The sequence below is a fragment of the Pseudomonas sp. Tul2A7 genome, assembly GCF_054790505.1.
The window spans coordinates 2850119-2866548 of sequence record NZ_CP186499.1 but is presented as its reverse complement, the minus strand read 5'-3'; the positions used below and the strand labels follow the sequence as shown (position 1 = coordinate 2866548).

Sequence of the window (16430 nt, the reverse complement as noted above, 5' to 3'; positions counted from 1 at the left end):
AGGGCTGACTGATACACCGCATTCGCGAGCAGGCTCGCTCCCACATTTGATTTGTGTACACCTGAAACACCAGTGGACTGTCCATGAAACTCTCGCACCTCGCCCTGCCCTTCTTCCTGCTGCCGACCACCAGCACTCTCGCCGACACCTTCGAGCGTGATCAGGCACTGAAACTGCCGGACACGCTGATCTCAGCCAACCGTCAGGTCGAAGCCCGCAACGACAGCAGCGCCGCCAACACGGTATTTACCCGTGAAGACATCGACCGCCTGCAACCGAGCGATGTGCCGGACCTGCTGCGGCGCGTTCCCGGTATGCAAGTGGCGCAGGCCGGCGGGCGCGGCAGTCTGCCGGGGATCTACATTCGCGGCACGCAGTCAGCGCAGAGTCTGGTGCTGGTCGATGGCCAGCGCATCGGCAGTTCGACCTCTGGTGACAGCAACCTGCAGCACCTGAACATCGAGCAGATCGAACGGGTGGAAGTGCTGCGCGGTTCGCGTTCGGTGATTTACGGCAGCGATGCGATTGGCGGGGTGATTCAGATCTTCACCCGGCGCGGCACTGAGCAGGGTTTGCAGCCACGCCTGCACGTCGGCTTCGGCAGCAACCAGACCTGGGAGCGCAGCCTCGGCCTGTCTGGTGGCGATTACAAGACTCGCTTCAATCTCGGCGCCAGTCTCGATGAAACCGCCGGGATTGACCGTACCCATGAGTCGTACCCGAGCGATGGCGATCACGATGCCTACCGCAACAAGTCGGTCAGTCTGAGCGTCAGCCATGCGCTGACCGATGACATCGAAGTCGGCGCCAACCTGCTGGATAACCACGGGAAAAGTGAATTCGACAGCCCGTTTGGCCGTTATGACTACGTCACGGATACGTCCTACCAGCAGCAGCCCTACAGTGATTTCAATGTCAGCAGCGTCAGCAGCTACGTCGATGCCCGGGTCAACGACATCTGGAAAACCCGCGTCGAATTCGGCCATACCGAGAACCGCGAGAAGACCCTCGACAAGCTCAGCGACGAGCGCACGGTGTTCAACACCTACCGCGATTCGGTGAACTGGCAAAACGACTTGACCCTGAATACGCGCAACAGCCTGATCCTCGGCGGCGACTGGTACGAAGACCGGGTCAACAGCAGCACCGCGTTCGATGAAGACAGTCGCTGGAATCGCGCCGCATTCATCCAGCATCGTTATCAGGCTGACAGCTTCTCCACGGAGCTGGGGCTGCGCCATGACGATAACCAGCAATTCGGTAGCCAGAACACTTGGAGCGGCACGTTCACTTTGCCGCTGAACCCGGACAACGATCTGTTGCTGAGCTACAGCGAAGGCTTCCGCGCGCCGACCTTCAACGACCTGTACTACCCGGACTTCAGCAACCCGGATCTGAAACCGGAAACCTCGAAAAGCTATGAGCTGCAATGGCGCAGCCAGTTGAGCGACAGCAGCCGCCTGGAAGCGTCGATTTATCGCACCGACCTGCAAGACGCGATCATCTTCGGCAGCAATTCACGCCCGGAGAACGTCGCTTCGGCGCGGATCAACGGCTTTGAAGCGGCGTTGAAGCAGGAACTGTTCGGCTGGCAGAGCAACCTTGGCGTGGCGATCATTGATCCGCGCGACCGTGATAGCGGGCACACTTTGGCGCGACGTGCTCGGCGCACGTTGAGCTGGGATCTGGATCGACAGTTTGACCAGGTTAGCCTCGGTGCCAGTTGGCAGGCGGTCAGCAGCAGTTATGACGATAAGGACAATACGCAGGCGCTGGGCGGCTATGCGCTGTTCGGCTTGCGCAGCAGTTGGGCACTGAATCGCGAGATCAAGCTGGATCTGAAGGTGGATAACCTTTTCGACAAGGGTTACAGCCGCGCGAATTACAGCTATGACGGCAGCCAGTATGGCTATCGCGAGGAAGGTCGGGTGTGGATGTTCGGCGTCACCTGGACGCCAGAGCTTTGATCTGAGCTTTGCAGTGCTTTGGCTGCCCTCTTCGCGAGCAGGCTCGCTCCCACAGTAGATTGAGCACAACCACACATTTTGTGCTCGCCAGAGAACCAATGTGGGAGCGAGCCTGCTCGCGAAGAAGTCACACCGGTTTCAGCGGTCAGGCGCGATTAATTGACAGAGCTTGGCGGTGGCGCTGATCATCTGGCCGCTTGGGCGTTCGAGTCCTTTGTCGGTGACCAGCAGTAATTGCTGCTGTTTTACAGCCGCCACTTGCGGCCAGGCCTTCCACGCATCAAGTTGCGCCTGATCACCCGCCAGAATCACCTCAGGATCGCGCTGCAACACCGCCTCAATACTCACCTGCGGCGCCGGCAGACTCAAATCAGCGAACAAATTACTCGCCCCGCACACCTCCAGCGCATCACTGATGATTTGCCCGCCACCGACGGTGTACAGCGGCTTGTCCCACACCTGATAAAACACCCGCAACGGCACGTCACGGCGATAACGCTGGCGCAGCTCCGCGAGTTGTTGGCGCAACGCCGCCGCCCGTTTCACCCCACGCTCAGGTCGCCCCAATTGCGCGGCAATGGCTTCAATCTGGGTGGTGAGTTGTTCTAAAGAATGCGGTTCGGCGACGAAGGTCGGGATGCCCAAGCGCTTGAGCTGATCACGCTGCGCAGGGCCGACACTGCCGGGCCACAGCAACAATAAATCAGGCTGGAGGCTCAGCAATTGTTCCATGTCGAGTTGGCCATAGCGGCCGACAGAGGGGGCGTTGGCAATTTCAGCAGGACGCTCCCCGGCATCCAGCACACCGACCAACAGATCAGCCGAACCCAACTCAACGACAATTTCAGAAAGCGACGGGGCCAGGCTGACCACGCGCAGTTGCGCCAGCACAGGGCCATTGACGGCCAGCAGCAGAAGCGCCAGCCACAAACGGCGCATCAGCCGAGTTGACGCGGGATACGGTAGAGGTAGAACAGCACCGCTGTGGACAGCGCCAGCAGCATCAACGGTACAGCTTCGAGACCGACGAAAACCGCCAGTGCACCAATCCACGCCGGCAAGGCTGCCGCGAGAAAAGCCGCACGACGACGCGCAGCGAGGGCAATCCACGCGGCCGGTTCATCGGGGGTATCAAGAGCTTTTTGTGTGGCGATCAGCGCATGTTTATAACGGCCAAAAAACTTCAGGCTGACAAACATCGATGCCACGCCGGCAATAAAGAACGGCATCGCCAGTACTGGCAGAATCCCTTCGCCCTGACCAAACAGCGCGTTGAGCACGAACAACGGCACCAGCGCCAGCGCGAGGTATTTCCACCAATCGACCGACAATCGGCGCCGCACCTGACCGCGGGTCACGCCCGGTCGACCTCGCCCTGATGCTCGTTGCCCATCATGTGGTCAAGCTTGCTCGCCTTGGTTGCCAGGTAGAGTTTGTTGTGCGGATTGTGGCCGGTGTGCAACGGCACGCGCTCGGCGACGGTGATGCCCATGTCGGTCAAGGCTTTGACCTTGCGCGGGTTATTGGTCATCAGACGCAGGGACTTCACGCCCAGATGCTCGAGCATCGGCAGGCACATGGCGTAGTCGCGCTGGTCGGCGGCAAAGCCCAGACGCTCGTTGGCTTCCACGGTGTCAGCGCCGCCGTCCTGCAGTTCGTAAGCGCGGATCTTGTTCAGCAGACCAATGCCGCGACCTTCCTGACGCAGGTAGAGCAACACGCCACGGCCTTCACGGGCGATGGCTTTCAGTGCGCCTTCCAGTTGCGAGCCGCAGTCGCAGCGCTGGCTGAACAAGGCGTCGCCGGTCAGGCATTCGGAGTGCAAACGGCCGAGAACCGGGGCACCGTCGGCAATTTCACCCAGGCTCAGCACGACATGCTCGCGGCCGGTGGCTTCATCGAGAAAACCGTGCATGGTGAATTGCGCAAAAGGCGTTGGCAGCTTGGAAGCGGCGACAAAGACGACAGGCACCGGTGTGCTCCTGATCTAAAGAGTCTGAAAATTCGCAGGCCGGCATTGTAACAGCAGGTTCCTGCAGACGCTTAGGCTGAATTATCGGGCATAACGATCAAAAAGTTTGATAACAACTGAGTTGCCTCGATCCCCTGTGGGAGCGAGCCTGCTCGCGAAGGCGTCGTGTCCATCGCCCCAATGCTGGCTGAACCACCGCTTTCGCGAGCAGGCTCGCTCCCACAGGGGTAAGTGATCAGTTCGAGTTGAACGGATACGGCTGCTTCCACTTCTCGAAGATCGGTTTCAACTCGCCGCTCTTTACCAACTGCTCCATGCGCTGGTCATACAGCGCCATCAGCGCTCGCGCCTGTGGCGTGTCGGCAAACCCGAGAAACAACGGCAGCTCGATCAGATGTGAATAGCGATACAGCGCCGGATCTGCTGCGGTTTTGACCACGGCCTCGATCTCGGTCAGCGCATCGATGTAGTAATCCGCCCGCCCCTGCTTGAGCATCGACAAAATGCCGGTACGCCGTTGGATCTGATTGTAACGCTTGATATTCGGCAGGTAGTTTTCGTAGCGATAACCACGCACCCAAGCCAACCGATACTTGCCCAGCGTCGCCTCGGTGGGCGATGGATTGCTCGCCAGCCCCAATGCATAGATGTGGTCGGAATCGAAGTTCCAGTGCGGATACAAGACCTGCTCGGCCTCGTCGCGGTAGGAGCCAACCAGCGCGTCGACTTCCTTTAACTGCACCAGCCCGACCGAACGGGTGTAAGGCACGCTGCGGATATCGAGCTTGACCCCGACCGGTTCGAACACCTTGCGCAACACGTCCCAACCGAGGCCATGGCCATCGGCGGCGGTGTAGTCTTCCCAGTCTTCGCTGGCCAGATGGATGACCGTCGGCGTCAGCGCAGCTTCCTGCGCACCGGCCACGGTACTCAGCAAAGCCAAAACCATTAACGCCAACCAGCGTCGAGCCATCCCTAGTCCCTCACTTGACCCTGATATCCCTTGGAATCAGACGAAAACCCATACCAGACCCTGCATCGCCAGCCAGGCGAACACACCGGCCAGTACGTCGTCGAGCATGATCCCTACACCACCGTGGACATGCCGGTCGATCCAGCGAATCGGCCATGGCTTGAGAATGTCGAAGAAGCGGAACACCAGAAAACCCGCGAGCAGCCAGTACCAGCCCTCCGGCACCAGCCACAGGGTGATCCACATACCGACCATTTCGTCCCAGACGATGCCTTCGTGGTCGTGTACCCGCAGATCGTCGGCGACTTTGCCGCACAGCCAGAAGCCGAACAGCATGGTGATCCCGAGCATCAGCCAGTAACCCCAGTCGGGCAGCATCTGCCACAACGGAATAAAGGGTAGCGCAACTAACGAACCCCACGTGCCCGGGGCTTTCGGCAGGGTGCCGGAGCCAAAGCCGAACGCGAGGAAATGCCAGGGATTGCGCCAGACCGACGGCGGAACGAATTCGGCCGGAACCTGTTTCGGGTGATCTGTCACGGTGTCTCCTGAAAATGTTGATAGCCCCGGATTTGCGGGGTGATGTCGTGCCCTTCGCGATCCAGCAGAATCACGCCCTGACCTTCTGCCACACGACCGATCACATGGATCGACCAGCCGTTGGCCAGCAGCGGCGGCAGCTCGACGGACGGCAGGGTGAACGCCAGCACGTAATCATCGCCACCGCTCAGCGCTGCACGCTCGGCGCCACGCTGACCGAGAAACGCCACTAATGCATCCGACAGCGGTACGCGCTCGCGTTCAATCTCAAGCTGCACCTTCGATGCCAGGGCGATGTGGCCACAGTCGGCGAGCAGGCCATCGGAGATATCCAGCGCCGCCGTGGCTTTGCCACGCAGGGCCTGGCCGAGGGCAAGTTGCGGTTGTGGCGACCAGTAATGATCGAGCAGCGGTTGGGCGACCTCTGGCTCGGCGTCACGTTGCCCCAGCACCAGCGGCAAGGCACCGGCAGCATTGCCCAGTTCACCACCGACACAGAGCAAGTCGCCCGGTTGCGCGCCACTGCGAGTCAATGCCTGACCCGTAGGCACACGACCAAACACAGTCACCGTCAGACTCAACGGCCCACGCGTGGTATCGCCGCCGACCAGCGCAACGCCGCAGCTCTGCGCCATGCGGTTCAAACCGTGGGCATAGGCTTGCAGCCAATCGGCGGTCACCGTCGGTACAGTCAGGGCAAGGGTAAAGGCAACGGGCGTGGCGCCCATGGCGGCCAGATCGCTGACCGCGACGGCCAGCGAGCGCTGACCGAGCAGAAACGGATCGCAGGGGTCGGCAAAATGCACACCGGCCACCAGCGTATCGGTGGAGATCGCCAACTGTTCCCCGGGGGGAACAGCGAGCAAGGCGCAGTCGTCGCCGATCCCCAGAGCAACGCCTTCGCCGCCCTGCGCACAGGGCGCGGCGGCGAAGAAATTGCGGATCAGCTCAAACTCGCCCATTGAAGTATCAAGCGCGTTTCAGCGCTTGAACGCCTTCACTTCAGCTTCACGCAGGCGCGGGGCCAGCTTGTCGAGCACGCCGTTGACGAACTTGTGGCCGTCGGTCGAACCGAAGACTTTCGCCAGCTCGATACCTTCGTTGATCACCACGCGGTACGGCACGTCGACGCGCTTGAGCAGTTCCCAGGTCGACAGGCGCAGAACGGCCAGTTCAACCGGGTCCAGCTCTTCGATCGCCAGATCCAGGCAAGGCGTCAGGGCGGTGTCGATTTCGGTCTTGAACTGCGGAACCCCGTGGAGGATTTCGCGGAAGTAAGCACCGTCGACATCGGTGAAATCGTTATCAACGCGAAACTGCGCTTCGATCTCGTTCAGCGATTGCTTGGCCATGTGCCACTGGTACAGCGCTTGAGTCGCGAGCTGACGGGCTTCGCGACGCTTGACGCTTTTCGAGGGCTTGCCGGCATCCGCAGGTTTTGGATCGCGCGGGTTGAAACGATCGCTTTCGTCGCTAATCACTTGGCCTCCAACTGTGCCAGCAGGCTGACCATTTCCAGAGCGGACAGGGCAGCTTCGGCACCTTTGTTACCGGCCTTGGTGCCGGAACGTTCGATGGCTTGCTCGATGGAATCAACGGTCAGGACGCCGAAAGCAACCGGAACGCCGAACTCCATGGAGACCTGGGCCAGACCCTTGGTGCACTCGCCTGCCACGTATTCGAAGTGCGGAGTACCGCCACGAATGACCGCGCCGAGGGCGATGATGGCTGCGAATTCACCTTTCTGGGCGACTTTCTGCGCAACCAGCGGGATTTCGAAGGCGCCAGGTGCGCGGATGATGGTGATGTCGCTTTCGCTCACGCCGTGGCGAACCAGGGCATCAACTGCACCGCTGACCAGGCTTTCAACCACGAAGCTGTTGAAACGGCCCACTACCAAAGCGTAGCGGCCTTTAGGGGCGATGAAGGTACCTTCGATGGTCTTCAGGGTCATTCGTCAGTTCTCTTAAAGAGCCGGGACGCGTCTGCTACGCGTCCCTCAGTGATTTATTTGCCGCGAATCGGAGTCCGTAAACAACCGGTCATTATTCGGAGGGCACGTATTCTACAACTTCCAGATCGAAACCGGATATCGCATTAAATTTCATTGGCGCAGACATCAAGCGCATTTTGCGTACGCCGAGGTCACGCAGGATCTGCGAACCGGCACCGACAATGCTGTAGGTGGTCGGTTTTTTCGGCGTGGCCTGATCACCGGTTTCGCGGATGTGCGCCAGCAGCACGTCGCCATCGAGCGGGTGACCGAGCAACAGCACCACACCGCTGCCCGCCTCGGCAACCGCCGCCATGGCGGCGCGCAGGCTCCAGCGGCCCGGTTGCTTGACCATCAGCAGGTCGCGCAGCGGGTCCATGTTGTGCACGCGAACCAGGGTTGGTTCTTCGGCGCAAACAGTGCCCAACGTGAGGGCCATGTGCACGTCGCCTTCCACCGAATCACGATAGGTCACAAGGTTGAATTGGCCCAGTTCGCTGTCCAGTGGCTGCTCGGCAATCCGCTGAACGGTACGTTCGTGGATCATCCGGTAGTGAATCAGGTCGGCGATGGTGCCGATCTTGATGTTGTGTTCAGCGGCGAACGCTTCCAGTTCAGCGCGACGGGACATGGTGCCGTCGTCGTTCATCACTTCGCAGATCACGCCACTTGGCTCGAAACCGGCCATGCGCGCGAGGTCGCAAGCGGCTTCGGTGTGGCCAGCACGAGCGAGGGTGCCGCCGGCCTGCGCCATCAGCGGGAAGATGTGGCCCGGGCTGACGATGTCCTCAGCCTTGGCGTCTTTAGCGGCCGCCGCTTGCACGGTGCGCGCACGGTCAGCGGCAGAAATGCCGGTGGTCACGCCTTCGGCGGCTTCGATCGAGACGGTGAACTTGGTGCCGAAACCGGACCCGTTGCGCGGCGCCATCAGTGGCAGCTTCAACAGTTCGCAGCGCTCGCGGCTCATCGGCATGCAGATCAGGCCGCGGGCGTGCTTGGCCATGAAGTTGATGTGTTCGGCCTGGCAGCATTCGGCGGCCATGATCAGGTCGCCTTCGTTCTCGCGGTCTTCGTCATCCATGAGGATGACCATCTTGCCTTGGCGGATGTCTTCAACCAGTTCTTCGATGCTATTGAGCGCCACAAGGCACCCCCTTCAGTCAGGATTTGAGGTAGCCGTTGGCGGCTAGAAAGCTTTCAGTAATACCGCCAGCACTTGGCTCTGCAGCCTTGTCACCGAGGAGCAGACGCTCCAGATAACGCGCCAGCAAATCGACCTCCAGATTCACCCGGCGACCTGGCTTGTAGGACGCCATGATGGTTTCGCTCAGGGTGTGCGGAATGATCGTCAGCATGAATTCGGCGCCATCGACGGCGTTCACGGTCAGGCTGGTGCCGTCGACGGTGATCGAGCCTTTATGGGCGATGTACTTGGCCAGTTCTTTCGGCGCGCGGATACGAAATTCCACGGCGCGGGCATTGTCACTGCGCGAGACGATTTCGCCGACGCCGTCGACGTGACCGCTGACCAGATGGCCGCCGAGACGGGTGGTCGGGGTCAGGGCTTTTTCCAGATTGACCGGGCTGCCGCTTTTCAGGTCGTTCATGGCGGTGCAGTCGAGGGTTTCGCGGCTGACGTCGGCGGCGAAGCCGTCGCCCGGCAGCTCAACGGCAGTCAGGCAGACGCCGTTGACCGCGATGCTGTCGCCGAGTTTGACGTCGCTCAGGTCGAGCTTGCCGGTGGCGACGTGGACCCGCACATCACCGCCCTTTGGGGTCAGTGCGCGGATACTGCCGATGGATTCGATGATGCCGGTAAACATGGGGTTCTCCTTGAGAACTAAGCCAGCGTAATAACGATGGCCGGGAATTATACGCTCGGCGAAAGGACAGGGATGGCAGTGACTCGCCAGTCATCGCCCACCGCGCGAATTTCGGTGATTTTCAGCTCGGGAGCGTCCTTCATATAAGCCAGCGGCCAGTCCAGCAGCGGACGCGCCGTGGAACCGAGGAACTTGCCGGCGATGAAGATCACGAACTCGTCGACCAGACCAAGCTGAGCAAAAGCGCCGGCCAGACGCGGGCCGGCTTCAACCAGCACCTCATTGACGCCACGGTTGGCCAGTTCAATCAGCAACTGATGCAGATCGACCTGACCGTCATCACCCGGCACGATCAGGCACTCGGGGCCGTGAGCGTATTGCTCTTCGATCGCGACACAGGTGGCGACCAACGCCGGGCCGGCCTTGAAGAACGGCGCATCCAGCGGCACCCGCAGGCGGCCATCGATCAGCACGCGCAGCGGCGGGCGACTCATGGCCAGCGCGGTTTGCTCACTGTCCAGACCGAGTTCGTCAGCACGAACAGTCAAGCGCGCCCCGTCGGCCAGAACGGTGTCGGCGCCGGTCAGCACTACGGCGGCCTGAGCGCGCAAACGCTGAACCGCCGAACGCGCAGCGGGGCCGGTGATCCATTGGCTCTCGCCGCTTTCCATCGCTGTGCGACCATCGAGGCTCATCGCCAACTTGACCCGCACGAACGGCAAGCCGTGTTCCATGCGTTTCAGAAAACCTTGGTTGAGCTTGCGCGCTTCGGCTTCGAGTACACCGCTTTCGGTGGCGATGCCGGCATCGGCCAGGCGCTGCAAACCACGTCCGGCGACCTGCGGATTGGGATCACGCATCGCTGCCACCACTCGAGCGACACCGGCATTCACCAGCGCATCGGCGCACGGCGGCGTACGGCCATGATGGCTGCACGGTTCGAGGGTCACATAAGCAGTGGCGCCCCGGGCCAGTTCACCGGCGGCGCGCAGGGCATGGACTTCGGCGTGCGGTTCGCCGGCACGTTCATGCCAGCCTTCGCCGACAATCTGCCCGTCACGCACCACCACGCAGCCAACCCGAGGATTGGGATGGGTGGTGTAGTGACCTTTGCGCGCCAGTTCCAGCGCACGCGCCATGAAGTGGGCGTCGAGGATGGCCTGCTCGGCGGCGGTCATTGTTTCACCGGTTCGCGGGCGAGGCGGTCGATCTCTTCGCGGAATTCGTTGAGGTCCTGGAAGCGCTTGTACACCGAGGCGAAACGGATGTAGGCGACTTCATCAAGCTTTTGCAACTCGGCCATCACCAGTTCGCCGACCACGAGGGATTTGACCTCGCGCTCGCCGGTGGCGCGCAGCTTGTGCTTGATGTGAACCAGAGAGGATTCGAGGCGCTCGACGCTCACCGGACGCTTCTCCAGCGCGCGTTGCATGCCGGCGCGGAGTTTTTCTTCGTCGAACGGTTGGCGGCTGCCGTCGGTTTTGATCAGGCGCGGCAACACCAGTTCGGCCGTCTCGAACGTCGTGAAACGCTCGCCGCAGGCCAGGCATTCACGCCGGCGGCGCACCTGTTCGCCCTCGGCGACCAGACGCGAGTCGATGACCTTGGTGTCGTTGGCACCGCAGAAGGGACAGTGCATGGTGGCTGGCAACAAAAAAAGGGAGGGCCATGGTAGCGCATCCCGGTGGCAAGACAAGCCATAGGCTTTGCGGTATACAGAACGGCATGATCGTTTGATCCATGGATTTCATTTTGCCGGAGCATCCAATGCCGTTACGTCCGCTCGTTTTGCTCAGTCTTTTCAGCCTGCTGGTGGCCTGTGGCAGCGATGCACCCAAGCCCCAGCCGCCAACGCCAGGCCCGGCGCCGCAGCAAGCGCAGAAAAAAGCCAAAGAGGCTGCCGACCTTGGGCCGCTGCCGGCCTATCAACGGGAATTGAGCGGTACCCTGCAAGGCGTGCCGGCCGGTGCCGAAGTCGAACTGGCGTTGCTGGTGATCGACGTGAAGGATCGGCCGCAACAATTGCTCGCCAGTTCCAGCCTGATCGGCAACAACCAGATCCTGCCGTTCCGCCTGCGCTTCAACCCGGACGCCTTCCCCGTCGGTGCGCGGGTTGAGTTGCGCGGTCGCGCCAGTCAGTCCGGCCAGTTGATCCTGCATCTGCCGTCGCAGACCATCAGCCAGCCGACCACCCAGGCGCTGGGTCAGTTGCAATTTGTCAAAGCACCATGACGGCACCGCTCGACCTGCAACGGGCGTTGGGTGAATTGCTCGGCGACGCCAGACTCAAGATCTGTGCGTTGCCGGACACTGATTTACAGCTATGGCTGATCGATGGCGACAACATGGATCGCCAATTCAGCCAGGAAGAAATTCAGCGAATTCTGCACGAGCCACCGTATTGGGGTTTCTGCTGGGCCAGCGGTCTGGCGGTGGCGCGGTACCTGGCCGAGTGCCCGGAGTGGGTGCGCGGAAAACGCGTGCTGGATTTCGGCGCGGGTTCCGGGATTGCCGGGATTGCGGCGGTGAAAGCCGGGGCGCTTGAAGTCGTGGCGTGCGATCTCGATCCGCTGGCGATTTCCGCGTGCCGGGCGAATGCCACGCTGAATGGCGTAGAGATGAATTACTCGACGGATTTCTTTGCCGAGGCGGATCGGTTTGATCTGATTTTGGTGGCGGATGTGTTGTATGACCGGGCCAATCTGCCGTTGCTCGATGCGTTTTTAAGCCGTGGGCGTGAGGCGCTGGTGGCGGATTCGCGGGTTCGGGATTTTCGGCATCCGTTGTATCAGCGCATCGAGATGCTTGAAGCGATGACCTTGCCGGATCTGGCTGAGCCGGAAGAATTCAGACATGTCAGCCTGTACCACGCGCGGCGCTAGCTAAAAGCTTCGTCGGAACGCCGCCCGGAGCAGGCTCGCTCCCACAGGGGAATGCATTCCAGGGTGGGAGCGAGCCTGCTCGCGAAGGCGTCCGCCCACAACACACCTCTCAAAAGCTGACCGCTTCCGGCCACACCCCAGCAAGCCGTATAGTTGCCCCATCCACGCTTTGACGAGATCCCCCATGAGTCAGCAAACGCCATACATCTTCGACGCCACGACGGCCGATTTCGACCAGTCGGTGATCGAGGCTTCCTTCAACAAACCGGTGCTGGTGGATTTCTGGGCCGAATGGTGTGCGCCGTGCAAAGCGCTGATGCCGATGCTGCAAGGCATTGCCGAGAGCTATCAGGGCGAATTGCTGCTGGCCAAGGTCAACTGCGACATCGAGCAGGACATCGTCGCCCGCTTCGGCATTCGCAGCCTGCCGACCGTGGTGCTGTTCAAGGACGGTCAGCCGGTCGACGGCTTTGCCGGTGCACAACCGGAATCCGCCGTGCGCGCCCTGCTTGAGCCGCATGTGCAAATGCCGCCACCGGCCGCCGCCGATCCGTTCGAACAGGCTCAGGCGTTGTTCGATGACGGCCGTTACGCCGATGCCGAGGCAGCGCTGGTGGTGATGCTCAACGAAGACAATACCAACGCCAAGGCCCTGATTCTTTATGCACGCTGCCTGACCGAGCGCGGCGAACTGGATGAAGCGCAAACCGTGCTCGACGCGGTCAAAAGCGACGAACACAAAGCCGCGCTGGCCGGGGCCAAGGCGCAGATCAAATTCCTTGGCCTGGCGCGTGACCTACCGGATGCCGCTGACCTGAAAGCGCGTCTGGCGAAAAATCCGCAGGACGATGAAGCGGTGTATCAACTGGCGATTCAGCAACTGGCGCGCCAGCAATACGAAGCGGCGCTGGATGCACTACTGAAGCTGTTCATCCGCAACCGCAGCTACAGCGAAGGCCTGCCGCACAAGACCTTGCTGCAGGTGTTCGAGCTGCTGGGCAACGATCATCCGCTGGTGACGGTGTACCGCCGCAAGATGTTTGCGGCGCTGTACTAAGCCCTCATTCGATCCAGCTGTAGAGCGGCGTATCCCCGCCGCTCACCACTTTCACGTCCGAACTGTGGCGCAGGCGCACCAACAAGCGTTTGCCCGCCCCCGCGCTGCCGGTCAGGCCTTCCAGTTGATCAAGCAGATCCGGCCCACTGAGCTGCCCCGCCTTGCGCAACAGATCCTTGGCCACCTGCCATAACGCATCGTCCTGATTCAGCGGTTTCGCCACCGGGGCTGATGCGACTGGCTCAGATTGAGCGACCGGCGCCTGCCCATTCAGCGCTGAACCGAGCTTCGCCCAATCGCCGTCATCCAGTTCCACCGTCAAATCCACCGGCACATCGCCGACGGTTCCGCGTATCCGCAACATTGAGTTCGCTCCCGCACATTTCTGACCTGCATGCTCCCACGGGACTTGTGCAACGCCAAGCGCACGGGCAAACTCTGCGCACTTTCGTTATAAGATTACATAACAAACTCTTCACTTTACTTCCCGGAGACCGCCATGCGTCGTCTGCTGCTCGCTTTGCCGTTTGCCCTGTTGCCGCTGGCCATCGCCCATGCTGCCGATGAGCATGACCACGATCACGACCATGAACACGGCAGCCTCGGCGCGCATGAGCATGGCGTGGGTCGCCTGAACGCGGCGCTGGATGGCCAGACCCTGGAGCTGGAGCTGGAAAGCCCGGCGATGAACCTCGTCGGTTTCGAACACGTCGCCACCAGCGATGCCGACAAGGCCAAGGTCGCCGCTGCCCGAGCGCAACTGGAAAAACCCTTGGCCCTGTTCAGCCTGCCCGCTGCTGCCGGGTGCAAAGTGCTCAGCCAGGAACTGGAAAGCCCGTTGTTCGGCGACAAGCCGGATGCCGATGACCATGACGCCGATGAAGCGGACAAGGACGGTCACGAGCATCACCATGACCACAGCGAAATCCACGCGCATTATCAATTCAGCTGCGCCACTCCGGGCGCGCTGAAGACTCTGGATCTGGCGAACGTCTTCAATACCTTCCCGGCGACGCAGAAAATTCAGGTACAACTGATCAGCGCCAGCGGCCAGCAAGGTACCGAAGTGACGGCCAAGGCTGCAGCCCTGAAATTCTGAAATCTGTGAAGATCCCTTGTAGGAGTGAGCCTGCTCGCGATAGCAGACTGTCAGTTGATTCAGTGCTGACTGGTACACCGCTATCGCGAGCAGGCTCACTCCTACAAAGGGGCCACTCAACTCCATATCCGGTTTCAAATGACCCAAGCACTCATCGAACTGTCCGACCTGGGCTTCAACTGGCCCGGCCACCCGCCATTGCTGGACATCCCGGCGTTTCGTCTGGAAGCCGGCGAAACCCTGTTCCTCAAAGGCCCCAGCGGCAGCGGCAAGACCACCCTGCTCGGCCTGCTCGGCGGCGTGCAGAAACCCGGTCGCGGCAGCATTCGCCTGCTCGGCCAGGAACTCACCGAACTCTCTGCCGGCGCTCGCGATACGTTTCGCGTCGATCACACCGGCTACATCTTCCAGCAGTTCAACTTGCTGCCGTTTCTCTCGGTCCGCGAGAACGTTGAGCTGCCGTGCCACTTTTCCAAATTGCGCGCACAGCGGGCGAAACAGCGCCACGGCAGTGTCGTTCAAGCCGCCGCCACCCTCCTCGCCCACTTGGGCTTGAAGGACGAAAGCATCCTCAGCCGTCGCGCCGATTCGCTGTCGATCGGCCAACAACAGCGCGTCGCTGCAGCCCGTGCCTTGATCGGTCAGCCTGAGCTGGTGATCGCCGACGAACCGACTTCGGCCCTCGACTACGACGCTCGGGAAAACTTCATTCGCCTGCTGTTCGCCGAATGCCGCGAAGCCGGATCGAGTCTGCTGTTCGTCAGCCACGACCAGAGCCTGGCGCCGCTGTTCGACCGTCATCTGTCCCTGGCCGAACTCAATCGCGCCGCCACGTCTGTCGAGGTCTGAGATGTATCTGTTTCGTCTGGCCATGGCCAGCCTGGCCAACCGCCGCTTTACCGCCCTGCTCACTGCCTTCGCCATTGCCCTGTCGGTGTGCCTGCTGCTCGCCGTCGAGCGGGTACGCACCGAAGCCAAAGCCAGTTTCGCCAGCACCATCAGCGGCACCGACCTGATCGTCGGCGCCCGCTCCGGCTCGGTAAACCTGTTGCTGTACTCGGTGTTCCGCATCGGCAACGCCACCAATAACATCCGTTGGGACAGCTTCGAACACTTCGCCAGCAACCCGAAAGTGAAGTGGGCAATCCCGATGTCCCTCGGCGACTCCCATCGCGGCTATCGCGTAATGGGTACCACTGAAGCCTATTTCGAGCATTACCAGTACGGTCGCCAACAACACCTGGCACTGGCCGATGGTCGCGCGTTTGCAACCGATCCGTTTGAAGTGGTGCTGGGTGCCGAGGTCGCGGATGCGCTGCATTACAAGCTCGGTGACAAACTGGTGCTGGCCCACGGCGTGGCCGCGATCAGTCTGGTCAAGCACGACGACAAGCCGTTCACCGTGGTCGGCATTCTCAAGCGCACCGGCACGCCGGTCGATCGCACGTTGCACATCAGCCTCGGCGGCATGGAGGCGATTCATATCGACTGGCACAACGGCGTGCCGGCGCGAGGTAACGGCCGGATCACGGCGGATCAGGCGCGCAACATGGATCTGACGCCGCAAGCAATCACCGCGTTTATGCTCGGTCTCAACAGCAAGATTTCCACCTTTGCATTGCAACGCGAGATCAATGAGTTTCGTGGTGAGCCGATGTTGGCGATCCTCCCGGGCGTGGCCTTGCAAGAGTTGTGGAGCCTGATGAGCACTGCTGAAAAAGCGCTGTTCGTAGTCTCGCTGTTCGTGGTGCTGACCGGGTTGATCGGTATGCTCACGGCGATTCTCACCAGCCTTAACGAGCGGCGCCGCGAGATGGCGATTCTGCGTTCGGTCGGCGCGCGACCGTGGCATATCGCGAGCCTGTTGGTGCTCGAAGCTTTTGCACTGGCGCTGACAGGCGTCATCGCAGGGTTAGCGTTGCTGTACATCGGCATCGCCGCCGCGCAGGGTTATGTGCAGGCCAATTACGGTTTGTATCTGCCGCTGGCGTGGCCGAGCGAGTATGAATGGACGCTGCTCGGTGGCATTCTGGCCGCCGCGCTGCTGATGGGCAGCGTGCCGGCCTGGCGCGCTTATCGCCAATCGTTGGCCGATGGCCTGTCGATCCGTTTATGAGGATGTTC

General features: G+C 61.2%; 20 protein-coding genes. 7 read left to right on the top strand and 13 right to left on the bottom strand.

Annotated elements, in window-relative coordinates; all coding sequences use genetic code 11:
* Nucleotides 1-83 precede the first annotated feature (83 nt).
* Entirely contained in the window at nt 84-1967 is a 1884-nt protein-coding gene (locus ACOYXJ_RS12935) for a TonB-dependent receptor domain-containing protein (RefSeq protein ID WP_460369780.1), read from the top strand.
* A 138-nt stretch (nt 1968-2105) separates the two neighbouring features.
* On the opposite strand, the gene ACOYXJ_RS12930 is transcribed toward ACOYXJ_RS12935, so the two are convergent.
* The 12 genes from ACOYXJ_RS12930 to nrdR form a co-directional block, all read right to left on the bottom strand.
* Complete coding sequence (locus ACOYXJ_RS12930; RefSeq protein WP_460369778.1) at nt 2106-2906, bottom strand: cobalamin-binding protein; 801 nt, start codon at nt 2904-2906, stop codon at nt 2106-2108.
* Nucleotides 2906-3325: an MFS transporter gene (locus ACOYXJ_RS12925; RefSeq protein WP_122661425.1), complete on the bottom strand. Its 420-nt coding sequence runs from the start codon at nt 3323-3325 to the stop codon at nt 2906-2908. Before ACOYXJ_RS12925 ends, ACOYXJ_RS12930 begins: the two co-directional genes overlap by 1 nt.
* Nucleotides 3322-3939 carry a GTP cyclohydrolase II gene (gene ribA, locus ACOYXJ_RS12920; RefSeq protein ID WP_016984117.1) on the bottom strand — a complete coding sequence of 206 codons (618 nt, stop codon included), beginning with the start codon at nt 3937-3939 and terminating at the stop codon, nt 3322-3324. Before ribA ends, ACOYXJ_RS12925 begins: the two co-directional genes overlap by 4 nt.
* A gap of 235 nt (nt 3940-4174) precedes the next feature.
* Entirely contained in the window at nt 4175-4912 is a 738-nt protein-coding gene (locus ACOYXJ_RS12915) for a substrate-binding periplasmic protein (protein ID WP_460369776.1), read from the bottom strand.
* A gap of 36 nt (nt 4913-4948) precedes the next feature.
* The gene (locus ACOYXJ_RS12910) at nt 4949-5452 is read right to left on the bottom strand and encodes a phosphatidylglycerophosphatase A family protein (RefSeq protein WP_460369774.1); all 504 of its coding nucleotides are present in this window, start codon (nt 5450-5452) and stop codon (nt 4949-4951) included.
* Nucleotides 5449-6414: a thiamine-phosphate kinase gene (thiL, locus tag ACOYXJ_RS12905; RefSeq protein ID WP_150793942.1), complete on the bottom strand. Its 966-nt coding sequence runs from the start codon at nt 6412-6414 to the stop codon at nt 5449-5451. The genes ACOYXJ_RS12910 and thiL overlap by 4 nt, the downstream gene beginning before the upstream one ends.
* 18 nt (nt 6415-6432) lie before the next feature.
* Nucleotides 6433-6933, bottom strand: a complete 501-nt coding sequence (nusB, locus tag ACOYXJ_RS12900; protein WP_039761889.1) for a transcription antitermination factor NusB — start codon at nt 6931-6933, stop codon at nt 6433-6435.
* Nucleotides 6930-7406: a 6,7-dimethyl-8-ribityllumazine synthase gene (gene ribH / locus ACOYXJ_RS12895; protein ID WP_003228649.1), complete on the bottom strand. Its 477-nt coding sequence runs from the start codon at nt 7404-7406 to the stop codon at nt 6930-6932. The genes nusB and ribH overlap by 4 nt, the downstream gene beginning before the upstream one ends.
* A gap of 91 nt (nt 7407-7497) precedes the next feature.
* Complete coding sequence (gene ribBA / locus ACOYXJ_RS12890) at nt 7498-8589, bottom strand: bifunctional 3,4-dihydroxy-2-butanone-4-phosphate synthase/GTP cyclohydrolase II (RefSeq protein WP_127929942.1); 1092 nt, start codon at nt 8587-8589, stop codon at nt 7498-7500.
* A 16-nt stretch (nt 8590-8605) separates the two neighbouring features.
* Nucleotides 8606-9268 (bottom strand): riboflavin synthase, encoded by a 663-nt coding sequence (locus ACOYXJ_RS12885; protein WP_093434480.1) that lies wholly within the window; start codon nt 9266-9268, stop codon nt 8606-8608.
* 47 nt (nt 9269-9315) lie between these two features.
* Nucleotides 9316-10446: a bifunctional diaminohydroxyphosphoribosylaminopyrimidine deaminase/5-amino-6-(5-phosphoribosylamino)uracil reductase RibD gene (ribD, locus tag ACOYXJ_RS12880; RefSeq protein ID WP_460369771.1), complete on the bottom strand. Its 1131-nt coding sequence runs from the start codon at nt 10444-10446 to the stop codon at nt 9316-9318.
* Nucleotides 10443-10907: a transcriptional regulator NrdR gene (gene nrdR, locus ACOYXJ_RS12875; protein WP_176470114.1), complete on the bottom strand. Its 465-nt coding sequence runs from the start codon at nt 10905-10907 to the stop codon at nt 10443-10445. Before nrdR ends, ribD begins: the two co-directional genes overlap by 4 nt.
* Nucleotides 10908-11035: 128 nt before the next feature.
* Between nrdR and ACOYXJ_RS12870 the strand changes: the two genes are divergently transcribed.
* The 3 genes from ACOYXJ_RS12870 (at nt 11036) to trxA (ending at nt 13207) form a co-directional block, all read left to right on the top strand.
* Nucleotides 11036-11500 (top strand): YbaY family lipoprotein, encoded by a 465-nt coding sequence (locus ACOYXJ_RS12870; RefSeq protein WP_460369769.1) that lies wholly within the window; start codon nt 11036-11038, stop codon nt 11498-11500.
* On the top strand, nt 11497-12150 hold the full coding sequence (locus tag ACOYXJ_RS12865; RefSeq protein ID WP_460369767.1) for a class I SAM-dependent methyltransferase: 654 nt from the start codon (nt 11497-11499) through the stop codon (nt 12148-12150). Before ACOYXJ_RS12870 ends, ACOYXJ_RS12865 begins: the two co-directional genes overlap by 4 nt.
* 184 nt (nt 12151-12334) lie before the next feature.
* Nucleotides 12335-13207: a thioredoxin gene (trxA, locus tag ACOYXJ_RS12860; protein ID WP_460369765.1), complete on the top strand. Its 873-nt coding sequence runs from the start codon at nt 12335-12337 to the stop codon at nt 13205-13207.
* Between the two features lie 4 nt (nt 13208-13211).
* On the opposite strand, the gene ACOYXJ_RS12855 is transcribed toward trxA, so the two are convergent.
* A complete protein-coding gene (locus ACOYXJ_RS12855) occupies nt 13212-13571 on the bottom strand; it encodes a hypothetical protein (protein WP_460369763.1) in 360 nt (119 codons plus the stop codon).
* A gap of 135 nt (nt 13572-13706) precedes the next feature.
* On the opposite strand from ACOYXJ_RS12855, the gene ACOYXJ_RS12850 reads away from it, so the two are divergent.
* The 3 genes from ACOYXJ_RS12850 to ACOYXJ_RS12840 all read left to right on the top strand — a co-directional run bounded on the left by ACOYXJ_RS12850 (nt 13707) and on the right by ACOYXJ_RS12840 (nt 16422).
* Nucleotides 13707-14306: a DUF2796 domain-containing protein gene (locus tag ACOYXJ_RS12850; protein ID WP_460369761.1), complete on the top strand. Its 600-nt coding sequence runs from the start codon at nt 13707-13709 to the stop codon at nt 14304-14306.
* Between the two features lie 138 nt (nt 14307-14444).
* Nucleotides 14445-15155 (top strand): ABC transporter ATP-binding protein, encoded by a 711-nt coding sequence (locus tag ACOYXJ_RS12845; protein ID WP_460369759.1) that lies wholly within the window; start codon nt 14445-14447, stop codon nt 15153-15155.
* Nucleotide 15156: 1 nt separating this feature from the next.
* A complete protein-coding gene (locus ACOYXJ_RS12840) occupies nt 15157-16422 on the top strand; it encodes an ABC transporter permease (protein ID WP_150793934.1) in 1266 nt (421 codons plus the stop codon).
* The last annotated feature ends 8 nt before the right edge of the window (nt 16423-16430 follow it).

Bases quoted from the DNA above. Each gene is read 5' to 3' on its own strand.
- nrdR (WP_176470114.1), bottom strand. From the start codon at position 10,907: ATGCACTGTCCCTTCTGCGGTGCCAACGACACCAAGGTCATCGACTCG.
- ACOYXJ_RS12845 (WP_460369759.1), top strand. From the start codon at position 14,445: ATGACCCAAGCACTCATCGAACTGTCCGACCTGGGCTTCAACTGGCCC.
- thiL (WP_150793942.1), bottom strand. From the start codon at position 6,414: ATGGGCGAGTTTGAGCTGATCCGCAATTTCTTCGCCGCCGCGCCCTGT.
- ACOYXJ_RS12865 (WP_460369767.1), top strand. From the start codon at position 11,497: ATGACGGCACCGCTCGACCTGCAACGGGCGTTGGGTGAATTGCTCGGC.
- ACOYXJ_RS12850 (WP_460369761.1), top strand. From the start codon at position 13,707: ATGCGTCGTCTGCTGCTCGCTTTGCCGTTTGCCCTGTTGCCGCTGGCC.
- ACOYXJ_RS12840 (WP_150793934.1), top strand. From the start codon at position 15,157: ATGTATCTGTTTCGTCTGGCCATGGCCAGCCTGGCCAACCGCCGCTTT.
- ACOYXJ_RS12870 (WP_460369769.1), top strand. From the start codon at position 11,036: ATGCCGTTACGTCCGCTCGTTTTGCTCAGTCTTTTCAGCCTGCTGGTG.
- ACOYXJ_RS12935 (WP_460369780.1), top strand. From the start codon at position 84: ATGAAACTCTCGCACCTCGCCCTGCCCTTCTTCCTGCTGCCGACCACC.
- ACOYXJ_RS12855 (WP_460369763.1), bottom strand. From the start codon at position 13,571: ATGTTGCGGATACGCGGAACCGTCGGCGATGTGCCGGTGGATTTGACG.
- ACOYXJ_RS12885 (WP_093434480.1), bottom strand. From the start codon at position 9,268: ATGTTTACCGGCATCATCGAATCCATCGGCAGTATCCGCGCACTGACC.
- trxA (WP_460369765.1), top strand. From the start codon at position 12,335: ATGAGTCAGCAAACGCCATACATCTTCGACGCCACGACGGCCGATTTC.
- ACOYXJ_RS12930 (WP_460369778.1), bottom strand. From the start codon at position 2,906: ATGCGCCGTTTGTGGCTGGCGCTTCTGCTGCTGGCCGTCAATGGCCCT.
- ribH (WP_003228649.1), bottom strand. From the start codon at position 7,406: ATGACCCTGAAGACCATCGAAGGTACCTTCATCGCCCCTAAAGGCCGC.
- ACOYXJ_RS12915 (WP_460369776.1), bottom strand. From the start codon at position 4,912: ATGGCTCGACGCTGGTTGGCGTTAATGGTTTTGGCTTTGCTGAGTACC.
- ribD (WP_460369771.1), bottom strand. From the start codon at position 10,446: ATGACCGCCGCCGAGCAGGCCATCCTCGACGCCCACTTCATGGCGCGT.